Annotated in this window: 18 protein-coding genes; 7 read left to right on the forward strand and 11 right to left on the reverse strand. The window is 64.8% G+C overall.

What is annotated here, in order from left to right; translation table 11 throughout:
- Positions 1-65: 65 nt before the first annotated feature.
- Positions 66-1355: an isocitrate lyase gene (aceA, locus tag V6X30_RS08205; RefSeq protein WP_367984127.1), complete on the reverse strand. Its 1290-nt coding sequence runs from the start codon at positions 1353-1355 to the stop codon at positions 66-68.
- 142 nt (positions 1356-1497) lie between these two features.
- Here aceA and V6X30_RS08210 point away from each other — a divergent pair, with 142 nt between their 5' ends.
- Positions 1498-2502, forward strand: a complete 1005-nt coding sequence (locus tag V6X30_RS08210; protein WP_367984128.1) for a LysR family transcriptional regulator — start codon at positions 1498-1500, stop codon at positions 2500-2502.
- Here the strand turns inward: V6X30_RS08210 and V6X30_RS08215 are convergent.
- The 3 genes from V6X30_RS08215 to V6X30_RS08225 are packed head-to-tail and all read right to left on the reverse strand — an operon-like array spanning position 2499 to position 6968.
- Positions 2499-4487 carry a sensor histidine kinase gene (locus V6X30_RS08215; protein ID WP_367984129.1) on the reverse strand — a complete coding sequence of 663 codons (1989 nt, stop codon included), beginning with the start codon at positions 4485-4487 and terminating at the stop codon, positions 2499-2501. The genes V6X30_RS08210 and V6X30_RS08215 overlap by 4 nt on opposite strands.
- Before the next feature lie 8 nt (positions 4488-4495).
- Complete coding sequence (locus V6X30_RS08220; protein WP_367984130.1) at positions 4496-5815, reverse strand: OmpA family protein; 1320 nt, start codon at positions 5813-5815, stop codon at positions 4496-4498.
- Between the two features lie 7 nt (positions 5816-5822).
- On the reverse strand, positions 5823-6968 hold the full coding sequence (locus tag V6X30_RS08225) for a flagellar motor protein MotA (protein WP_408022360.1): 1146 nt from the start codon (positions 6966-6968) through the stop codon (positions 5823-5825).
- A 108-nt stretch (positions 6969-7076) separates the two neighbouring features.
- Here V6X30_RS08225 and V6X30_RS08230 point away from each other — a divergent pair, with 108 nt between their 5' ends.
- Genes V6X30_RS08230 through V6X30_RS08255 form a run of 6 tightly spaced genes read left to right on the forward strand, consistent with a single transcriptional unit; the run spans position 7077 to position 11073 of the window.
- The gene (locus V6X30_RS08230; RefSeq protein ID WP_367984131.1) at positions 7077-8126 is read left to right on the forward strand and encodes an AI-2E family transporter; all 1050 of its coding nucleotides are present in this window, start codon (positions 7077-7079) and stop codon (positions 8124-8126) included.
- A gap of 7 nt (positions 8127-8133) precedes the next feature.
- Positions 8134-8346: an oxidoreductase-like domain-containing protein gene (locus V6X30_RS08235; protein ID WP_367984132.1), complete on the forward strand. Its 213-nt coding sequence runs from the start codon at positions 8134-8136 to the stop codon at positions 8344-8346.
- Positions 8343-8837 carry a J domain-containing protein gene (locus V6X30_RS08240; protein ID WP_367984133.1) on the forward strand — a complete coding sequence of 165 codons (495 nt, stop codon included), beginning with the start codon at positions 8343-8345 and terminating at the stop codon, positions 8835-8837. Before V6X30_RS08235 ends, V6X30_RS08240 begins: the two co-directional genes overlap by 4 nt.
- Entirely contained in the window at positions 8834-9190 is a 357-nt protein-coding gene (locus V6X30_RS08245) for a CidA/LrgA family protein (protein ID WP_367984134.1), read from the forward strand. Before V6X30_RS08240 ends, V6X30_RS08245 begins: the two co-directional genes overlap by 4 nt.
- On the forward strand, positions 9190-9909 hold the full coding sequence (locus tag V6X30_RS08250; protein ID WP_367984135.1) for an LrgB family protein: 720 nt from the start codon (positions 9190-9192) through the stop codon (positions 9907-9909). The genes V6X30_RS08245 and V6X30_RS08250 overlap by 1 nt, the downstream gene beginning before the upstream one ends.
- 21 nt (positions 9910-9930) lie before the next feature.
- Positions 9931-11073 carry a hypothetical protein gene (locus V6X30_RS08255; RefSeq protein ID WP_367984136.1) on the forward strand — a complete coding sequence of 381 codons (1143 nt, stop codon included), beginning with the start codon at positions 9931-9933 and terminating at the stop codon, positions 11071-11073.
- Here V6X30_RS08255 and V6X30_RS08260 read toward each other — a convergent pair whose 3' ends face one another.
- Genes V6X30_RS08260 through odhB form a run of 7 tightly spaced genes read right to left on the reverse strand, consistent with a single transcriptional unit; the run spans position 11074 to position 18439 of the window.
- On the reverse strand, positions 11074-11652 hold the full coding sequence (locus tag V6X30_RS08260; protein ID WP_367984137.1) for a YceI family protein: 579 nt from the start codon (positions 11650-11652) through the stop codon (positions 11074-11076). It abuts the gene before it with no gap.
- A gap of 17 nt (positions 11653-11669) precedes the next feature.
- Complete coding sequence (locus tag V6X30_RS08265) at positions 11670-12221, reverse strand: cytochrome b (RefSeq protein ID WP_367984138.1); 552 nt, start codon at positions 12219-12221, stop codon at positions 11670-11672.
- 35 nt (positions 12222-12256) lie between these two features.
- The gene (gene djlA, locus V6X30_RS08270; protein ID WP_367984139.1) at positions 12257-13057 is read right to left on the reverse strand and encodes a co-chaperone DjlA; all 801 of its coding nucleotides are present in this window, start codon (positions 13055-13057) and stop codon (positions 12257-12259) included.
- Between the two features lie 16 nt (positions 13058-13073).
- A complete protein-coding gene (locus tag V6X30_RS08275; protein ID WP_367984140.1) occupies positions 13074-14522 on the reverse strand; it encodes a bifunctional 2-methylcitrate dehydratase/aconitate hydratase in 1449 nt (482 codons plus the stop codon).
- A gap of 3 nt (positions 14523-14525) precedes the next feature.
- Positions 14526-15644 carry a bifunctional 2-methylcitrate synthase/citrate synthase gene (gene prpC / locus V6X30_RS08280; RefSeq protein ID WP_367984141.1) on the reverse strand — a complete coding sequence of 373 codons (1119 nt, stop codon included), beginning with the start codon at positions 15642-15644 and terminating at the stop codon, positions 14526-14528.
- A gap of 57 nt (positions 15645-15701) precedes the next feature.
- The gene (gene lpdA, locus V6X30_RS08285; RefSeq protein WP_367984142.1) at positions 15702-17123 is read right to left on the reverse strand and encodes a dihydrolipoyl dehydrogenase; all 1422 of its coding nucleotides are present in this window, start codon (positions 17121-17123) and stop codon (positions 15702-15704) included.
- Between the two features lie 23 nt (positions 17124-17146).
- Entirely contained in the window at positions 17147-18439 is a 1293-nt protein-coding gene (odhB, locus tag V6X30_RS08290; RefSeq protein WP_367984143.1) for a 2-oxoglutarate dehydrogenase complex dihydrolipoyllysine-residue succinyltransferase, read from the reverse strand.
- Positions 18440-18444: the final 5 nt, after the last annotated feature.

Here is an 18444-nt window from a genome sequence, read left to right on the forward strand (position 1 = left end):
CGGGGGCCGAGGCCCCCGTAAAAAAAGTGGGTGGCGATCACAACCCACTCAGGCAGTCGTTGAAATCAGCTGGTCTTGAACTGCTCCTCCTCGGTGGAGCCGGTCATGGCCGTCACCGATGAGACACCACCCTGGATGGTCTGGGTGACCTGATCGAAGTAACCCGCACCCACCTCGCGCTGGTGGCGCGTGGCGGTGTAACCATCCTTCTCGGCCGCGAACTCGGCCTGCTGGAGCTCGGAATACGCGGCCATCTGACGGCTCTTGTACCCACGCGCCAGCTCGAACATCGAGTAGTTGAGGCTGTGGAAACCGGCCAGCGTGATGAACTGGAACTTGTAGCCCATGGCGCCCAGCTCGTTCTGGAACTTCGCGATGGTGTTCTCGTCCAGCTTGCCGCGCCAGTTGAAGGATGGCGAGCAGTTGTAGGCGAGCATGGTATTTGGATGATCCTTCTTGATCGCCTCGGCAAAGCGCCGGGCGAAGTCGAGATCCGGCGTGCCGGTCTCGCACCAGATCAGATCGGCAAACGGCGCATAGGCCAGGCCGCGGCTGATGGCCTGGGCCTCGCCGGCGTTGGTACGGAAGAAGCCCTCCACCGTCCGCTCACCGGTGATATGCGGTGCGTCATACTCATCCACGTCCGAGGTGATGAGATCGGCGGCCAGGGCATCGGTGCGCGCCACCAGCAGCGTCGGCACGTCCATGGTGTCGGCGGCAAGACGCGCGGCAACCAGCTTCTGCACGGCCTCCTGCGTGGGCACCAGCACCTTGCCGCCCATATGGCCGCACTTCTTCACCGAGGCGAGCTGGTCCTCGAAATGCACGCCGGCGGCACCGGCCCGGATCATGCCCTTCATCAGCTCGAAGGCGTTGAGCACGCCACCGAAGCCGGCCTCGGCATCCGCCACGATGGGCTGCATCCAGTCGACGCTGTCGTCGCCCTCGGCGTGATGGATCTCGTCCGCCCGCAGCAGCGCGTTATTGATGCGCTCCACCACCGCCGGAACGGAGTCGGCGGGATACAGTGACTGATCGGGGTACATGGTGCTCGCGAGGTTGGCATCGGCCGCCACCTGCCAGCCGGACAGGTAGATGGCCTTGAGCCCGGCCTTGACCTGCTGCATGGCCTGGTTGCCGGTCAGTGCACCCAGCGCGTTGACGTAGTCCAGGTCGCCACCTGTCAGGTAACCCCAGAGCTTATCGGCACCCGATTCCGCCAGGCTGTGCTCAACCGGCACCGTGCCACGCAGACGGACGACCTCGGAGGCCGGATAGGGGCGCTTGACGTCGGCCCAGCGCGGGTTACTGGCCCAGTCCTTCTCGATTTCCGCAGCAGTCTTCAGATTTTTCATCACTCACGCCTCCTCTGGGCCTTGGTCGCAGACTCATCGACGCCATCGGTGTCGATGGATCGACCATATGCGGCGTTGCACCATTGCACAAGGTAATGTAAACAATACATAGCATTTAATTTACCTATACTGAGGCCGGTCGATGGCAGCGTCCCTTAACAAGGCCCCGAACTACCGTCAGGACCGTCTGCGGCAGCTGCGCGCATTCTGTTTCACGGCGGAGGCGGGCAGCATCTCCCGCGCCGCGGAGCGGCTCGACGTCACCCAGCCGTCTGTCTCTCTGCAGGTCCAGGCCCTGGAGCGGGACCTGGGCATTACCCTGTTCGAGCGCCGCGGCCCCAGGATCCGGCTGACCCCGGATGGCGAAGCGCTCTACGCCGAGGCGCACAAACTGGTGGAGTCCATCGACGGACTGGCGGGACGCTTCGCGGAGGGCAACCGGCCGCTGGATAGCGGGCGCCTCGATATCGGTGCCGGCGAATCCTCCACGCTCTATCTGCTCCCACCAACCCTTGAGCGGTTCATGGACCAGCATCCCAACGTCCAGGTCCGCCTGCACCATCTATCGGTGGGTGAGCTGATGGACGCGCTGCGGCAGGATCAGGTGGACTTTGCCGTGGGCGCCATCCTCGATATGCCCGATGAACTCCGCTACCGGGCGATCTACTCCTACGGCCTGTCACTGATCACGCCGCCGGATCACCCGCTCGCCCGGCGTGACGTCATCACCATGCGCGATCTCGCCGGCCAGGACTACATCATACCGCCCAAGAACATGACCACCTGGCGGCTGATCAATCTGGTCTTCCAGCAGCATGCGGTGCGCTATCGGGTCCGTCTCGAGGTAGGCAGCTGGGAGGCCGTCAAACGCTACGTGGGACTGGGGTTTGGTATCGCCATCGTCAGCAATGTCTGCCTGGCCGAGGATTATCCCGGCATCGTCGTCCGATCACTGCCCGAGGTCTTTCCCAAGCGCACCTATGGCGCCATGTCGCGCCATGGGCGGTTCCTCTCGCCACAGGCCCGTCGGTTTCTGGAGATGATGCGCCCGGATTTCTTCGAACCCGAGACCGACTCCGCCTCGCACCGGCGGGCTCGTGGCGAGACACCCGGCTTCATTGCCGCGGACGGCGTCGATGCCGTCTAGCCCTCGGCGGCGGGGAACCAGAGGGTAAAACAGCTGCCCCTGCCGGGCTCGCTCTCCAGCGCCACCCGGCCACCATGGACAGACATCACCTGGCTGACCAGATAGAGGCCGATCCCCATTCCCCGGGTGCTGAGATTGTTCGGCGCGCGGTAGTGCTTGTCGAAGGCCTGCGCCTGCTCCTCGGCGGACATACCAACGCCGTGATCGCAGACGCGGATGCCCACCTCGCCCCCGCTATGCAGCACCCGGATCTCGATGGGCTCACCCTCGGCCGAGTACTTCGCCGCATTGTCCACCAGGTTATGCACGGCATTCCCCACCAGGGCCTCGTCGGCCTCGATGACGCCGGCCAGCTCGCCCATTTCCAGCGGATGCCCGGTTCGCAGATTGCCCGGGCGCAGCAGCCCCGGCAGCCACTCCGCCAGGTCCAGCCGCACCGGCTCCAGCGCCGAGTCCCCCTTGGTGAGGCGGTCGCTCTCCAGCCATTGCTCGAACAGGAGCTGCAGCCGTCCGGCCGCCTCTTCGATGGCTTCGAAGCGCTTGAGCGGATCACCCACCGCCCGGTCACGCTCCATGCGCGCGACCTGTGCCTGACCGGCGATCACCGCCAGCGGATTACGGAATTCATGTGAGATCAGGCCCGCAAACTCCACATACTGATCCAGCATCGCTCGCTCCCGAGCCAGCGCTTTTTCCAGATCGCGGGTACGCTGTTGGACCACGCCCTCCAGGCGCTGCTCCGACGCCCGCAGTCCTTCCACCAGCTGGCGTTCCGCCTGCAGGGCCTCCATCTGCGCCTTTTCACGACCGCGGCGTTCGGTCTGGATCCGGTCGGCCAGCGCGAAGGAGAGCAGCAGCATTTCCAATAGCGATCCAATCTGCAACAGATTCCCGGTGATGACCGTGGTGGGGATCAGGGCGAAATTGCGAAGCGCCTGGACGAAGACCGCGACCAGCAGAAACGCCCAGGCCAGCAACAGATATCGGGCACCGGGATGCCCGCGGCGCCAACTGCGGAAACTGATCAGCAACAGGACCGGACCAGTGAGGCTGCCGGCGACGCTGATGGCCACCGACCCGAAACGCACCGGAACCTGGAGCACCGGCAGCAGCGCGATCACCAGGAAAACGCCGGCGAGCGCCAGCAGCAGCCCATCCAGTCGCGGCTGCTCGCTGCGGGTGGCAAGAAACTCCCGCACGAAAAGGATGCCGAAGATACCGGCCAGCGCGAACAGGCTGTTGGTACCCAGGGTGTCGGGCCAGCCCGGCCAGGCCAACAGCAGATAGGTCCGGAAACCGTTATGGACCGTCATGGCAACGCCAACGAACAGCAGGAAGGCGCAATAGAGCGCGTACTGCCGCTCGCGCAGCGAGAAGAACAGAAAGAGGTTGTAGAGCAGCAGGCCGAACAGCACGCCGAAGTAGATCATCAGCCCGGCGAACTGCAGCCGGTCCGAAATGACGAACGCATCGGACTTCCACAGCGTAAGCGGTACGGTCACCGAGCCATTGGATGATACCCGCAGGTAATAGGTCTGGTCTGTATCCGGCCGCAACGTGATCGGGAACAGGAAATGCCGGTGAGGTAAGGGACGCTCGTCCACCGCCTCGTTATATCCGGTGCGCAGTCCGGCGCCGTCTGGCGGATAGAAGCGCACGTCCACCAGACCGAAGTAACCCACCTCGAGCAGGTATTCGCTTACCGCCGGTGCCCGCGAGTCCAGCTCGAGTCGCAGCCACCAGACGGAGTCACTGAGCCCCAGATTGAGGGCCGCCGAATCATCATGGGATCGAAAGCGCCCGGCGTAGCGCCCGCTGCGCACCGCCTCCACGGTCAGCTCGCCATTCGGGTCTTCCAGGTACTCGACATCAGGGTTCAGGTTGACGGCATCCTCGTCGGTCACCACCACTGCCTTGGCGGGCAGGCACACTGCAATGCCCAGCAGCAGCCAGATGACCAGTCGGGTACACGGATTGCGGCGCACGTCTGCGGCTAACGGTTGCCAAGGCGCAGCTCGATGCGCCGGTTCCGGGCCAGCGCCTCGGGACTGTCGCCTTCGGCGATGGGTTGGTATTCACCGTAGCCCACCGCCGCCAACCGCTCTGGCGGGACCCCCTTGTCGATTAGAAAGTCGAGGATGGACTGGGCGCGTGCCGTGGAAAGCTGCCAGTTGGAGGGGAATTCCGGCGTGCTGATCGGGCGCCGATCGGTATGTCCCTCCACCTGCAGTACCCAGTCGATCTCCGCTGGAATACGATCCGCCACCCGTTGGAGAATGCTGGCCACCTGCTCGAGTCGTTCTTCACCACCCGGGCCGATTTCCGCGGAGGCAGTCTCGAAGAAGAGCTCCGACTGGAAGCGGAATCGATCGCCGACGATCTCGATTTCCTCGATATCGCCGAGCACCTCGCGGAGCCGGCCGAAGAATTCAGACCGGTAGCTGGAGAGCTCCTGTACCTCCTCGGCAAGGGCCACGTTGAGCCGCTCCACCAGCGTATCGATGCGCGTGCGCTGCTCGGCAACGGTGTCCTCTTCCACCCGCAGGGCCTCGGCAAGCGCACTGATCTGATCGCGCAGGGCGCGTATCTGCCGGCGCAGGGCCTCGACGCGTGCCTCAGCATCGGCGCTCAGCTGCGCCTCCTGCTCGAGCGCTCGCTGTCGGTCCTCAATCTCCGCCACCAGATCACGGATACGCATCTCGCGCGCCTCGATCTCCTCCTGGGCAAGCAGCGTGCGTTCCTCGGCATCCGCGAGCGCCGCCTGCAGCTCGCGGTTGCGGTCGCGCAGCGCACCGAGCTCCGTGCGCGTATCGGCCAGATCGGTTTCGGTCTGCTCAAGGCGGGTCACCAGCGCGCCGACCTGTGACTCCAAATCATCACGAACCGCCCGCAGTGCCGAGATCTCCTGCTGCAGCATGGCAATCTCCAGCAGGCTCGCCTCGAGATCAGACTCGCCGACCGCAATCCGCTCGCGGGCCGCGTCGAGCTCCTCACGCGTCAGCGCAAGCGCTTCCCGAGCCTCATCGCGCTGCGAGAGCGTCGCATGCAGTTCGGCGTAGAGATCAGACACCTGCTCCTCGAGCCGGGCCCGCTGACTGCGCTCCATGGACAGCGCGTCGGCCATGTCCGAGAGTTCGGCGCGCAATGACTCCAGCGCCTGGTTGCGGTCCGAGAGTTGGGTGCTGAGATAGAGCTGCGCCACCACGAACAGGAGTAGCACGAAGACGAAGGCGAGCAGTATGGTGGCCAGGGCATCAACGAACCCCGGCCAGATATTCACCGATGATCGGTTGCGGCGACTGCTCCCGAGCATCAGGTCGTCAGTCCATGCCGCCGTTGTTGAGGTGCGACACGGTGCGCGTCAGTAATCTGACTTCATCCCGCAGCTCGGTCATCAAGCGCTCGCGATCGGCCACCAGCTCCTGGCGGAGCTCTTGCAGCCCCTGAGCCATGGCCCGGAGTTGCTCGATCTGTTCCGTGTCGTGGCTACCACGCGTCTCGCTGACATCGGCCAGCCGGCCGAGCACGCCCTGCAACTCCGACTGGGTGCGGGTAAGCCCGATCAGCCCACGCTGTTCCGTATGGGACTGCTCGGCCAGACGCGACACCTCCTCGGTCAGCTCGATGATGCGCGCATCCACACTACGGCGTTCCTCGTCGCCGCGCGCCATGATCCGCTGGAGTTTATCGAGACTGTCGGCGGTATTCTCGAGCAGGGCTTGAATATAGGCGGGCACCGAGCCTTCGCCATCCCCCCCGAGGGCGCCACTGGACAGCCGCGTCTGACCGGATAGCCACTCCTCCAGGTCATTATAGAAGCCGTTCTGGGCATGAGAGGCCTGCAGATCCACAAACCCGAGGACGAGGGCGCCGGCCAGCCCGAACAGCGACGAACTGAACGCGGTACCCATCCCGGTCAGCGGCGCCTGCAGACCATCCCGGAGATCGGCGAAGATCTGTCCGGCATCGGTGCCGTCAACGCTCAGATTGGCGATCACGGCACCCACCGCACGAAGCGTATCGAGCAGCCCCCAGAAGGTGCCCAGCAGACCGAGGAACACCAGCAGGCCGATGAGATAGCGCGAGATGTCCCGAGACTCATCCAGACGGGTGCGGATGCCATCCAGCACCGTGCGCATGGACATGGCCGAGAGGCTGAAGCGGTCGCCACGCCGGCCGGTGAGCATACGCGCCATGGAGCCAAGCAGGCGGGTGCCGGGAAGCGACGGGGCGTCACCCTCTTCGGCATGGCGGAACCGCTCCACCCAGTCGACTTCGGGCTTTAACACCACGACCTGGCGACAGTTAATGACCAGGCCGATGAACAGCACGGCCAGGATCATGCCATTGAAAATTGGATTGGCGAGAAAGGCGTCACTGAGCGGCTGCAGAAGCATTCCGCCAACTGCCGCAACAGCGGCCAGGAAAACAACGATCCAGATCAGGACGCGATTGGGATTGCGCACACCATTTCCCCCGTTGGTATTCGCGTTCTTGCCCTACCTTATCGCGAATCCCCTCAGGATGTAGCCCCCCGGCTGCGTCCGCGCCCGCGCTGGGCTATCCTCGCGAGCATGAATGATGCAACGCGCATTTACCGAACCGGCCTCGGGCTCGCGCTGCTGGTACTGGCGGGCTTCCTGATTTACTGGTTACGTCCGATCCTGACGCCTTTCCTGGCTGGTGCGCTGCTCGCCTATCTCGGTGATCCGCTCGCCCGCCGGCTGCAACGTGTGGGACTGAATCGCACGCTTGCCGTCAGCCTCGTCTTCCTTGGCCTGACAGCGGTGGCAGCCGCCGTGGTCCTGATGTTCATCCCGCTCGTCGGCCGCCAGATCAATATGCTGCAGTCGCAGCTACCGGCCATGCTCGAGTGGGCGCAGTCACAGGCAATCCCCTGGCTGGAGCAGACACTGGGTGTCGACCCCGCCACGTTCGACCTTGCCGCCCTGCGCACCGCGGTCTCGGAGCACTGGCAGTCCACGGGCAATGTCGCGGCAGAGCTGATCCAGCGACTGACCCGCTCGGGCCTCGCCCTGGCCGGCGCCCTCGCCAGCCTTGCACTGGTGCCGGTCGTGGCTTTCTATCTCCTGCGCGACTGGGACCGGGTACTCGCCGCGGCGCTGGACACCCTGCCGCCGGCCTGGCGCAGGACCGCCGCCACTCTGGCGCGCGAGTGCGACGAGGTCGTCGGTGCCTTTCTGCGCGGCCAGCTGCTGGTGATGATCAGTCTCGGCATCTTCTACGGTCTGGGGCTCTGGCTCGTTGGCGTTCAGTTCGGTCTTCTGATCGGCCTGCTCTCCGGGCTTGCCGCGGTGGTACCCTATCTGGGGTTCATTGTGGGCATTGCCGCGGCCAGCGTCGCCGTCCTCTTCCAGTTCAATGACTGGTTGATTCCGTTGCTACTCGTCTGGGTCGTTTACGGGGGCGGACAGGTGCTGGAATCCGCCGTATTCACCCCGCTGTTCGTGGGCGACCGCATCGGCCTGCATCCCGTGGTGGTGATCTTCGCGGTGCTCGCCGGCGGTCAGCTGTTCGGCTTTGCCGGGGTTCTGCTGGCACTGCCGGTGGCGGCAGTCATCGCGGTTCTGCTCCGACACGCCCATGCCTTCGTCACGGGATAGCGCTGCGATGCGTCGAGACAACGAATTTCCTCCGCCGCCCCGCGAGCCGGATCTTGACGAGTGCTGTGGCAATGGCTGCGATCCGTGTGTGTTCGATCTCTACGATCAGCGGCTCGAGCGCTGGCGGAGGCGCTGCGACGCCCTGCGGGCATCGGCGGGCAATCGTCAGCAGTCGCGACCGGATCAGTCCGGCACAACCTCAACGGATGAGCCGGCATGATCCGCCTGATCAGCGCACTGCTCCTGGTGCTGTTCCTCGCCTTCATGCTCTCGTCCCGATTCCGCGGCTGGCTGAGAGCAAGGGCGCCGATGCTCATTCTCGGCTCGATCGCCGCGGTCGCCATCGCGCTCGCCGCCACCGGTCGTCTCAACTGGATCTTCGCGGCCGTCAGCGCAGCGCTACCCTTCATCTGGCGGCTGGCGTCACTGTTGCGATTCCTGCCCTGGATCGCACGGCTCACGGGACACGGGCGTGCCGCCTCTGCGGATGACAATGGCGCCGGGGCCAACCGCCCGGCCCGATCAGACGGCCGCATGAGTCGTGAAGAAGCGGCGGAACTGCTGGGGGTTGCGCCGGATGCCGAGCGCGAAGAGATCCTGGCTGCCCATCGACGACTCATGCAACGGCTGCACCCCGATCGGGGTGGCACCGACTACCTGGCGGCAAGGCTTAACGAGGCTCGCGACCGACTGCTGGGGAAACCACAGTGATCCCCGCTTTCATCGCCCTGGTCCTCCTTCTCCAGCTGGCCGGCGAAGCGCTGGTCAGGGCCCTCGGCATCCCCATCCCGGGACCCGTCATCGGCATGATCCTGCTGCTGGTGATCCTGATCTTCCAGGGCGGCCCGCCCAAACCCCTGCAGGCACTGGCGAACGGCCTGCTCAATCACCTGTCGCTGTTGTTCATACCCGCAGGCGCGGGTGTCATCAGCTATCTGGCCCTGCTCGCGGACAATTGGTTGGCCGTCCTGTTGACGATCAGCATCAGCACAATACTCGCGATCGTCGTGACGGCCTTTACCCTGAAATTCCTGCTAAGACGCATGAACCGGGAAGATTCCTGATGGACGACCTTTTCCAGATCTGGGTCTACCTTGCCGAACAACCCCTTCTCTGGCTGGCGGTCACGGTCTCGGCCTACGTGGTGGCGCAGCAGCTGTTCCAGCGCTCCGGCGGGTTCCCCCTGCTTAATCCTGTGCTGGTCGCGATCACCCTGGTCGTACTGCTGCTGCTCGCCACCGGCACCCAGTACAACACCTACTTCGAAGGTGGCCAGTACGTCCATTTCCTGCTCGGGCCCGCCACGGTACTCCTGGCCGTTCCGCTGTACGCCCAGCTTCACCGGCTGCGACGCCAGTGGCTGCCACTGAGTATCGCCCTGCTGGTGGGCTCCGTGACGGCCATCGGCAGCACGGTGGCCCTGGGCCTTGGCCTGGGTCTCGGCCCATCGACCCTGATGTCATTGATGCCGAAATCAGCGACGACGCCGATCGCCATGGGCGTCGCGGCGAACCTCGGCGGCGAGGCCGCGCTTGCCGCTGTGTTCGTGATGCTCAGCGGGATCACCGGCGCCGTGGCCGGCATTCCGCTATTGCGCCTTCTCGGCGAGCGGGACCCGGCCGTCAAGGGCTTTGCCGTGGGCGTCACCGCCCACGGGATTGCTACCGCACGGGCCTTTCAGCACAGTAACCAGGCCGGAGCGTATGCCGGCCTGGGCATGGGCCTCAATGGCGCGCTGACGGCGCTCCTCGTGCCGCTGTTCGCCTGGTTGTTCGGCCTCTGAGCAAAGGGAGTCAATGCCGTGATGATCCGCCACGCCCTCGCCGTGCTGCTGCTCGCGGTCGGTGTTCAGTCTGCCCCGGCGCAGCAGACCGCCGAACCGTCCCCCGCCATGGAGGGTGAACGAGCGCTGGAGGCCATGCCGCTGGAAGCCGGTACGGATGCCCTCACCAGCGCGACTGACGACCGTCTCAGCCTGCAGGTGCGGGTGCCTGCAGACGGCCCGTCCCTCATCGTGGAACAACGTGAAGTGGCACTGCTGGCGGGGCGCAACCGGATCCGCATCCGCGATCTGCCCCAGACCCTGCGTGATTTGAGTCTGCACTGGCAATTGGACGGGCCGTCAGAGCCGGTACGCCTCAGCCGGATCAGTCGGGATGCATCCGCCTGGGAGGCGGGCCTGTTCGTCGAGGCGGGCGGCAGCCGGCGCTTGACCCTGACTTATCTCGTCGATGGACTGAACCGGGGTGTCGACTATCGGATGGCCCTGCCGGCCCAGGACACCGAGACACCCGCACGGCTCACTGCCGCCGTCACCGTCGACAATCGGACCGGCACAGATCTCGACAACGCCCGCCTGTCCGTTGCCCTTGGCAATGGCGGCATGACCCATCTGGAGGCACAGGGGCCATGGCCGTCCAACACCCTACTGCGTATCCGGCCCAAGCCGCCGACCCGGGTTGCCGTCGAACAATCGCTGGTGACGCAGGCGCGTGGCGACTTGCCCGCCGAATCGCTCTGGCGCCCGGCCGTACAATACCTGCTCGAAATCGAGGCCCTTGAGCAGCCGCCCGCGCCAGACACCCCAGTCACCCTCGTGACAACTGACAATCCACCGCGCCCGCTGGGTGAGGGACGCTTCGCCACGACGGCCGAAGGCATGCCGGCTGTCATCGGCGGTAATAGTGACGCGGTCACGGTGCGTCGAGTCCAGGCCGCCTATCGCGACGAAGGGGAGGGCGAAATCGATATCGCCTGGCGCATCGCACTCCATAACCGCGACAACGAAGCCCATCGCATCACCCTGGTTGAGCGAATCGATGGCGGCTGGACCATCGAGGAGGGCGAGGATGACTGGCGGCGCACGCCGATCGGCCTGAGCCGGGTGGTAGACCTCGCCGCTGGTGAGCGTCGCGAAGTCGGATATCGTATACGACTGGTGCGCTGATCAGCGCTGTAACGTCAGGTCGACGACCACCCTGACCTCATGGCCGGCCACGGACGGGTCACGCCATTCACCCTGGCCAACACCGAAACGAACCCGGTCAATGGTGACGGCGCCATCCATTTCCGCCCGCTCACCCTCGGTCCGCCAGGTGAAGGGCAGAACAACCTCGTGGGTGTTATCGCGGATCGTCAGATCACCAACCGCCTCGTAGCCATCGGCGGTGGCACGGATTTCCCGGGTGACGTAATAGGCCTCGGGGAAGGCGTCCGTGTTGAACCATGCGGTATCCGGGAGATTGGAATCACGCTGGCTACTGCCGGTCTCTACACTTCCCGTCTCAATGGTCACGTCGAACCGACTGGCGGCGAGGTCATCCGCGGAGAATCGCATGTCCGCGCTGAAATCCTCGAACCGGCCCTCGAAACGCCCGCCTTGCTGAGTGGCCTCAAAACCGAGGCGACTCTCGTCATACACGATATTCCATTCGGTCGCGGCGGACGCCACCATCGGCAGCGCCGCGGCCATGAGCCAGAGCCTGGGGAAGAATCGGCCGGCTGGACGGCTCGTCATTCGAAACATGGATTCACTCCCTCTAATCAGCGGCGGCGGACTGGGAGCATGCGACGCAGGACGTCATCATGGAGCACGAAGTGATGCCGAAGGGCAGCGCCAATATGCGCCACGAGGACGGCGGCAAGGACCCAGAAAAAAGTGAGATGCATGACGCCCGCCACCTCCGCCAGCGTTTCGCTTTCGGGTGTCAGATTGGGGATCTGCACCACCCCGAAAACATTGAGCGGGAAGTTTGCCGCGGAATTCAGCACATAACCTGACAGCGGCATCAGCAGCATCAGTGCATAGAGGGCCATATGCCCGGCACCAGCGAGCTGTTGCTCCCGGGGCGACAGGGTACCCGGCATGGCGGGAACCACATTAATCCAGCGCCATACGATTCGCAGCAGCACCAGCGCGAGGATCGTGATCCCCAGGCTTTTGTGTAGTGCGTAGAGCTGGAACTTACCGGGGCTGTTGGGCAGGTTGACCATGATCCAGCCCAGCAGCATCGCGGTGGCGATGCCAGCGGCAATCAGCCAATGCAGCAGCTGCGCACCGGCGCCCCAGCCATCCCGTGTATTGCGAAATTTCATCATTATCTCTGGGACCCTGAATTGAGGGGAGGGGTTCAGCGCATGCCGCGCGATGCCTTGATGGTGTCGTAGGCCGCCTGGATTTCCTGGGCCCGCTCCTTGGCGATGCGCATCATCTCCTCAGGCAGCCCCTTCGCCACCAGTTTGTCCGGGTGATGCTCGCTCATGAGTTTGCGCCAGGCCTTCTTGACCTCGGCATCGCTGGCGTCGGCGGAGACACCCAGCGTGTCATAAGCGGCCTCCAGCTCCGACTCGGTGCCGGTCTGATTGGCCGCCTGCCCGCCCATCATGGTCTCGAGCCGGGCGTAGTCGGCTTCAGAGAGACCCAGGCCCAGGGCGATGCGGCGCAGGACCGCCCGCTCGGCCTCATCGAACTGTCCATCCGCCAATGCCGCCTGGATCTGGATTTCCAGGAACAGGCGTACCAGTTGCAGGTGCCCCCGGCAGTAACGCCGGAACTCCTGCAGTGTCTGCTCGAGATCGGCCTCGCCATCACGGCCGGCGCGGAAGTAGCTGATCGCCTCCTCGCGCTGTGTCGCATTGAGATCCATGCGCGCCATCACCTGTTCGGCGACACGGATCTCTGCCTCAGTGACCCGGCCATCGGCCTTGCAGACATGACCCATGACCACGAAGGCACTGCGGAAGAAGGCGGCATGGACCATCTGCCGATGGCCCGCGCCGCCTCGAAAGGCACCGCCCAGACCGCCCCCGCCCTTGCGGGCGAGGGCACGGTCAAAGAAGTTGCCGATGATGAGGCCGATGAGCGCACCGACCCATCCGCCGGCCATGCCGCCGAAGACTGCCCCGAGAATCTTGCCGATCCAGATATTCATGACGGCGAGGATGCCGTCACTGCACCCACAGGTCCATAAATTCGTTGACCGGCATGGACTCGAGTCGGTTCTGATCGCCACACGCGGCCTCGATATGCTGCGCCTGACGGGGCGCAAATCGCGTGGCCAGCGCCCGTTCGAACTTGCCGACCAGCTCGGGAATGCCCTCATCACGGCGCCGACGATGACCGATGGGGTAATCCACTGCGACACGCTCGGTCTGGCTGCCATCCTTGAAGAAGACCTGTACGGCATTGCCGATGGCACGCTTGTCCGGATCCAGGTACTCCTCCGAGAACACTGGATTCTCAACCACTTCCATCCGGTCGCGCAGGGCATCGATACGTGGGTCCGCCGCCACATCATCCTCGTAATCGGCGGCGGTCAGCCGGCCAAAGATCAGCGGAACCGCGACCATGTACTGGATGCAGTGATCCCGATCGGCCGGGTTATTGAGCGCACCGGTCTTGTCGATGATGCGTACGCCGGCCTCCTGGGTCTCGATGACGATCTTCTCGATCTCGTCGATCCGCCCGGCCACCTCGGGATGCAGTGTCATCGCTGCCTCGGCGGCGGTCTGGGCATGGAACTCGGCGGGGAAGCTGATCTTGAAGAGCACATTCTCCATGACATAGCTGCCGAGCGGCTGAGCGAGATTCACTTCCTCGCCCTTGAAGAGCACATCCTGGAAGCCCCAGGTCGGTGCCGACAGCGCTGCGGGATAGCCGATCTCGCCGGTACGGGTGATCAGCGCCAGACGCAACCCGCGGGAGGAGGCGTCACCGGCCGCCCAGCTCTTTCGGGGTCCGGCCTGCGGTGCATGGCGATAGGCCCGTAGCGCACCACCATCCAGCAGCGCATGGCTGGCCACCGTCATGACATCCTCGTGACTGCCGCCCAGCAGGGCGGTGCTGACACAGGCCGATGCCAGACGGACGAGCAGGACATGGTCCAGACCGACGCGGTTGAAGCTGTTCTCCAGCGCGATGACGCCCTGGATTTCGTGGGCACGGATCATGGCCGTGAGCACGTCACGCATCACGGGCGGTTCACGACCCTCGGCGACCGCCTTGCGGGCCTGCCAGTCCGCGAGCGCCAGGATGGCACCGAGGTTATCCGAAGGATGGCCCCACTCGGCGGCCAGCCAGGTGTCGTTGAAGTCGAGCCAGCGCACCATGGCGCCGATGTTGAACGCCGCCTGCACGGGGTCGAGCTGAAAGGGGGTCCCCGGGACCCGGGCGCCACCCGGCATGTCGGCGCCGTCGACCACCGGGCCCAGCAGCTTGGTGCAGGCCGGATACTCAAGGGCCAGCATGCCGCAGGCCAGCGTGTCCATCAGGCAGTAACGGGCCGTGCTGTAGGCCTCATCGGAGTTGATGGTCGTGCCGGTCACATAATCCGCCAGCTCCCGCAGCAGGGCATCCGGCTCGGGCCGCTCGGCGCTTCGCACTCGCACGTCACTCATGGTTCAACCTCTCTCCTCAATGGGCACCCAGGTCTGGAGCTCGGGGCCGGTGTAGTCGGCGCTGGGCCGGATGATGCGATTGTTCGCGCGCTGTTCCTTGACGTGCGCGGCCCAGCCACTGAGGCGCGACATCACGAAAATCGGGGTGAACAGCGGCGTGGGAATCCCCATGAAGTGATAGGCACTGGCATGGAAGAAATCCGCATTACAGAAAAGGCCCTTCTCGCGGGCCATCACCGCCTCGACACGCTCGGAGACGGGATAGAGTCGGCTATCGCCCACCTGCTCGGCGAGCTTGCGCGACCATTCCTTGATGATGGCATTACGCGGGTCACTCTTGCGGTAGACCGCGTGACCGAAGCCCATGATCTTGTCCTTGCGCTCGAGCATGCCGAGCAACTCGCGTTCGGCCTCATCCGGCGTCTGCCAGGGCTCGATCATGGCCATCGCCGCCTCGTTGGCACCGCCGTGAAGCGGCCCGCGCAGTGTGCCGATGGCCCCCGTGATGCACGAGTGAATATCCGACAATGTCGATGCGCAGGTCCGTGCCGTGAAGGTCGAGGCGTTGAACTCATGCTCGGCATAGAGGATGAGCGAGGCATGCATGACCTGGACATGCATCGGATCGGGGCTCTCGCCATGCAGCAGGCGCAGGAAATGCCCGCCGATGCTGGCCTCGTCGCTGTCGGTGTCGATCCGCACGCCGTCGTGGCTGTAGCGGTACCAGTAGGTGATGATCGCCGGGAAGGTGGCAAGCATCCGGTCGATATGCCAGTCCTGCTCACTGAAGTCGGCTTCCGTTTCAAGATTGCCGAGCATCGAGCAGCCGGTGCGCATCACATCCATCGGATGGGCATTGGCGGGTATCTGCTCGAGCACCGCCCGAAGCGCCTCGGGCAGGGCCCGCAGCGACTGCAGTCGCTCTCGATAGGCCCGTAGCTCGCTGCTGGTGGGCAGGTGCCCATGGAGCAGCAGATGGGCGACTTCCTCGAACTCTGCGTGCTGGGCAAGATCGTGGATGTCATAACCGCGGTAGGTGAGCCCCGTGCCCGCCTGTCCGACGGTACAGAGCGCGGTTTCGCCTGCGGTAATCCCTCTGAGCCCTGCGGTGTTTTCCGCCATGATCTCCTCCCTTGACCGACATGAAAAGGGCCACTTCCGTGGCCCCGTCTATCACCGTTAGTTGGCTTTGTGAATCGCGCGTTTCCCGACGGCGAGCGCGGCCTCATGGACCGCTTCCGACAGGGTGGGATGCGCATGGATGGTGCGCGCCAGATCCTCGGCACTGGCCTCGTACTCCATGGCCAGGGTCGCCTCGGCGATCAGCTCGCTGGTCTGCGGTCCCACCATGTGGACGCCAAGGATGCGATCCGTCTCGGCATGGGCGATGATCTTGACCATACCGTCGGCGCGGTCCATGGCGCGGGCACGGCCGGTGGCCGCAAACCCGAAGGTGCCACTGCGGTAGGGCGTTCCCGCCGCCTTGAGCTGGCTTTCGGTGCGCCCGACCCAGGCGATCTCGGGGTCGGTGTAGATGACCCACGGGATCGTCTCGTAGTTGACGTGCCCGGCATGCCCGGCGATGCGCTCGGCCACCATGACGCCCTCTTCCGAGCCCTTGTGCGCGAGCATTGGCCCGCGGACGACATCCCCCACGGCATAGACACCCGGGATGTTGGTCTCGCAGTCGTCGTTGACGTGCACATAGCCCCGCTCATCCGTCAGCAGGTCGGCATCCTCCGAGGACAGCCCATCGGTGTTCGGGCGCCGCCCGACCGAGACGATCAGGCGGTCCACCTGCAGGTTCTGCTTACCCTCGCCGTCCTCATAGTGGACGCTGACGGTCTTGCCTTTTCGGGTTCCGGTCACCCGGCAGCCGAGCTTGATGTCGAGGCCCTGTTTCTCGAACAGCTTGCGTGCCTCGCGGGAGACCTGCTGATCCACCGGCGAGAGGAACTCCTCCTGGGCTTCCAGCAGCACGACCTTGGATCCCAGCCGGTTCCAGACGCTGCCCATCTCGAGGCCGATCACGCCGGCGCCGATCACGCCCAGGCGCTTCGGCACCTCCTGGAATTCCTGGGCACCCGCCGAGTCGACGATCCGGTCGCCATCCAGTGGGGCCGCGCCGATCTCAATGGGACGTGAACCGGTGGCCAGGATGACGCTATCCGCGGTCAGCGTCCTGGCCTTGCCCTTGTGGGGGGTGAACTCGACCTGCCGTTCGGCGAGCAGCTTGCCGTGACCCTGCAGCCACTCGATGCGGTTGGCCTTGAAGAGCTGCTTGATCCCCCCGGTGAGGTCGGCGACCACCTTGTCCTTTCGCTTGATCATCTGCGGGACATCAAGGCTCGTGCCTTCCACCCGGATGCCGTGCCCGGCAAGTTCCGACTGCACGCGGTGGTAATGCTCAGAGGAATCGAGCAGCGCCTTGGAGGGAATGCAGCCGACATTCAGGCATGTTCCGCCCAGTGCCGCCTCACCATCCTTGCGCCGGTACTCGTCGATGACCGCCACGCTCATGCCAAGCTGCGCACAGCGAATGGCGCCGACATAACCGGCCGGGCCGGCTCCAATAACAATGACGTCGTAGGAATTCGCCATGATGACTCCTGAGTTCGGTTGGATCAGACCTCGAGCAGCAGACGCGCCGGGTCTTCAAGCATGTCCTTGATGGTGACCAGGAACTGCACGGCCTCCTTGCCATCGATGATGCGATGGTCATAGGAATGCGCCAGGTACATCATTGGCCGCACCACGACCTGGCCGTTCTCCGCCATGGGACGCTCCTGGATCTTGTGCATCCCCAGGATGCCGCTCTGGGGCGGGTTGAGGATCGGCGTGGAGACCAGCGAGCCGAAGATACCGCCATTGGTGATGGTGAATGTGCCGCCGGTCAGCTCCTCGATTTCGATCTTGCCCTGCTGGGCGCGCTGGCCGAAGTCGGCGATCGCCGCCTCAATCTCGGCGAACGACAGCTGGTCGGCATCCCGCAGCACCGGCACCATCAGGCCTCGGTCGGTGGAAACGGCGATGCCGATGTCGTAGTAGCCGTGGTAGAGGATGTCCGTACCGTCAATCGAGGCATTCACCGCCGGATATCGCTTCAATGCCTCGACCGCCGCCTTGACGAAAAACGACATGAACCCGAGCTTGGTGTCGTGGGCCTTGAGGAAGGAGTCCTTGTAGCGCCCGCGCAGGTCCATTACCGGCTGCATGTTGACCTCGTTGAAGGTGGTCAGCATGGCGGCATTCTGTTGCGCCTGCACGAGGCGCTCGGCGATACGCTGGCGCAGTCGGGTCATGGGCACCCGCCGCTCCTCGCGCTCACCGGCGGGCACGGCCGCCGACGGGGCCTGGGCCGGCGGCGCGCTGGAGGCCGGGGCGGGCTCGCTGCTCGGCGCAGGCGCAGGCGCCGGGGATGGAGCGGGAGCGGCTGCCGGCGGCTCCTCTCCACCCTGTTCCATGTAACGCAGCACATCCTCTTTGAGGATACGGCCGTTGCGCCCCGTGCCAGGAATACGGCGCGGATCCAGGTCATGCTCCTCGACGAGGTTACGCACCGCGGGGCTGAGCGAGGGCATCTCACCCTCGGCAGCAGGTTCCGCGGGCGCACTCGACTCCGCGGCCGGTTCCCCGTCAGTCTTCTGGTCGCCGCCGGCGGCTGCCGAGGTTCCTTCGCCGGCCGCGTTCAGCACCGCGACAACTTCACCGGCCATTACGGTCTCACCTTCGGGTTTGAGAATCTCGCCGAGGACGCCATCTTCCGGCGCCGGGACCTCCAGGACGACCTTGTCGGTCTCGAGGTCGACGAGATTTTCGTCACGCTCGACCTCGTCGCCGGGTTTTTTGTGCCACGTGACGACGGTGGCCTCACTGACCGACTCCGGCAGCGCGGGTACCTTGACTTCGATGCTCATCGACT

Source organism: Spiribacter sp. 1M189, assembly GCF_040838345.1.
Taxonomy (GTDB): domain Bacteria; phylum Pseudomonadota; class Gammaproteobacteria; order Nitrococcales; family Nitrococcaceae; genus Spiribacter; species Spiribacter insolitus.

Excerpts from the sequence above, each read along its gene's own strand:
- aceA (WP_367984127.1), bottom strand. The coding sequence starts at position 1,355 with ATGAAAAATCTGAAGACTGCTGCGGAAATCGAGAAGGACTGGGCCAGT.
- V6X30_RS08210 (WP_367984128.1), top strand. The coding sequence starts at position 1,498 with ATGGCAGCGTCCCTTAACAAGGCCCCGAACTACCGTCAGGACCGTCTG.
- V6X30_RS08220 (WP_367984130.1), bottom strand. The coding sequence starts at position 5,815 with ATGCTCGGGAGCAGTCGCCGCAACCGATCATCGGTGAATATCTGGCCG.
- V6X30_RS08230 (WP_367984131.1), top strand. The coding sequence starts at position 7,077 with ATGAATGATGCAACGCGCATTTACCGAACCGGCCTCGGGCTCGCGCTG.
- V6X30_RS08235 (WP_367984132.1), top strand. The coding sequence starts at position 8,134 with ATGCGTCGAGACAACGAATTTCCTCCGCCGCCCCGCGAGCCGGATCTT.
- V6X30_RS08240 (WP_367984133.1), top strand. The coding sequence starts at position 8,343 with ATGATCCGCCTGATCAGCGCACTGCTCCTGGTGCTGTTCCTCGCCTTC.
- V6X30_RS08250 (WP_367984135.1), top strand. The coding sequence starts at position 9,190 with ATGGACGACCTTTTCCAGATCTGGGTCTACCTTGCCGAACAACCCCTT.
- V6X30_RS08255 (WP_367984136.1), top strand. The coding sequence starts at position 9,931 with ATGATCCGCCACGCCCTCGCCGTGCTGCTGCTCGCGGTCGGTGTTCAG.
- V6X30_RS08260 (WP_367984137.1), bottom strand. The coding sequence starts at position 11,652 with ATGTTTCGAATGACGAGCCGTCCAGCCGGCCGATTCTTCCCCAGGCTC.
- V6X30_RS08265 (WP_367984138.1), bottom strand. The coding sequence starts at position 12,221 with ATGAAATTTCGCAATACACGGGATGGCTGGGGCGCCGGTGCGCAGCTG.
- djlA (WP_367984139.1), bottom strand. The coding sequence starts at position 13,057 with ATGAATATCTGGATCGGCAAGATTCTCGGGGCAGTCTTCGGCGGCATG.
- V6X30_RS08275 (WP_367984140.1), bottom strand. The coding sequence starts at position 14,522 with ATGAGTGACGTGCGAGTGCGAAGCGCCGAGCGGCCCGAGCCGGATGCC.
- prpC (WP_367984141.1), bottom strand. The coding sequence starts at position 15,644 with ATGGCGGAAAACACCGCAGGGCTCAGAGGGATTACCGCAGGCGAAACC.
- lpdA (WP_367984142.1), bottom strand. The coding sequence starts at position 17,123 with ATGGCGAATTCCTACGACGTCATTGTTATTGGAGCCGGCCCGGCCGGT.
- odhB (WP_367984143.1), bottom strand. The coding sequence starts at position 18,439 with ATGAGCATCGAAGTCAAGGTACCCGCGCTGCCGGAGTCGGTCAGTGAG.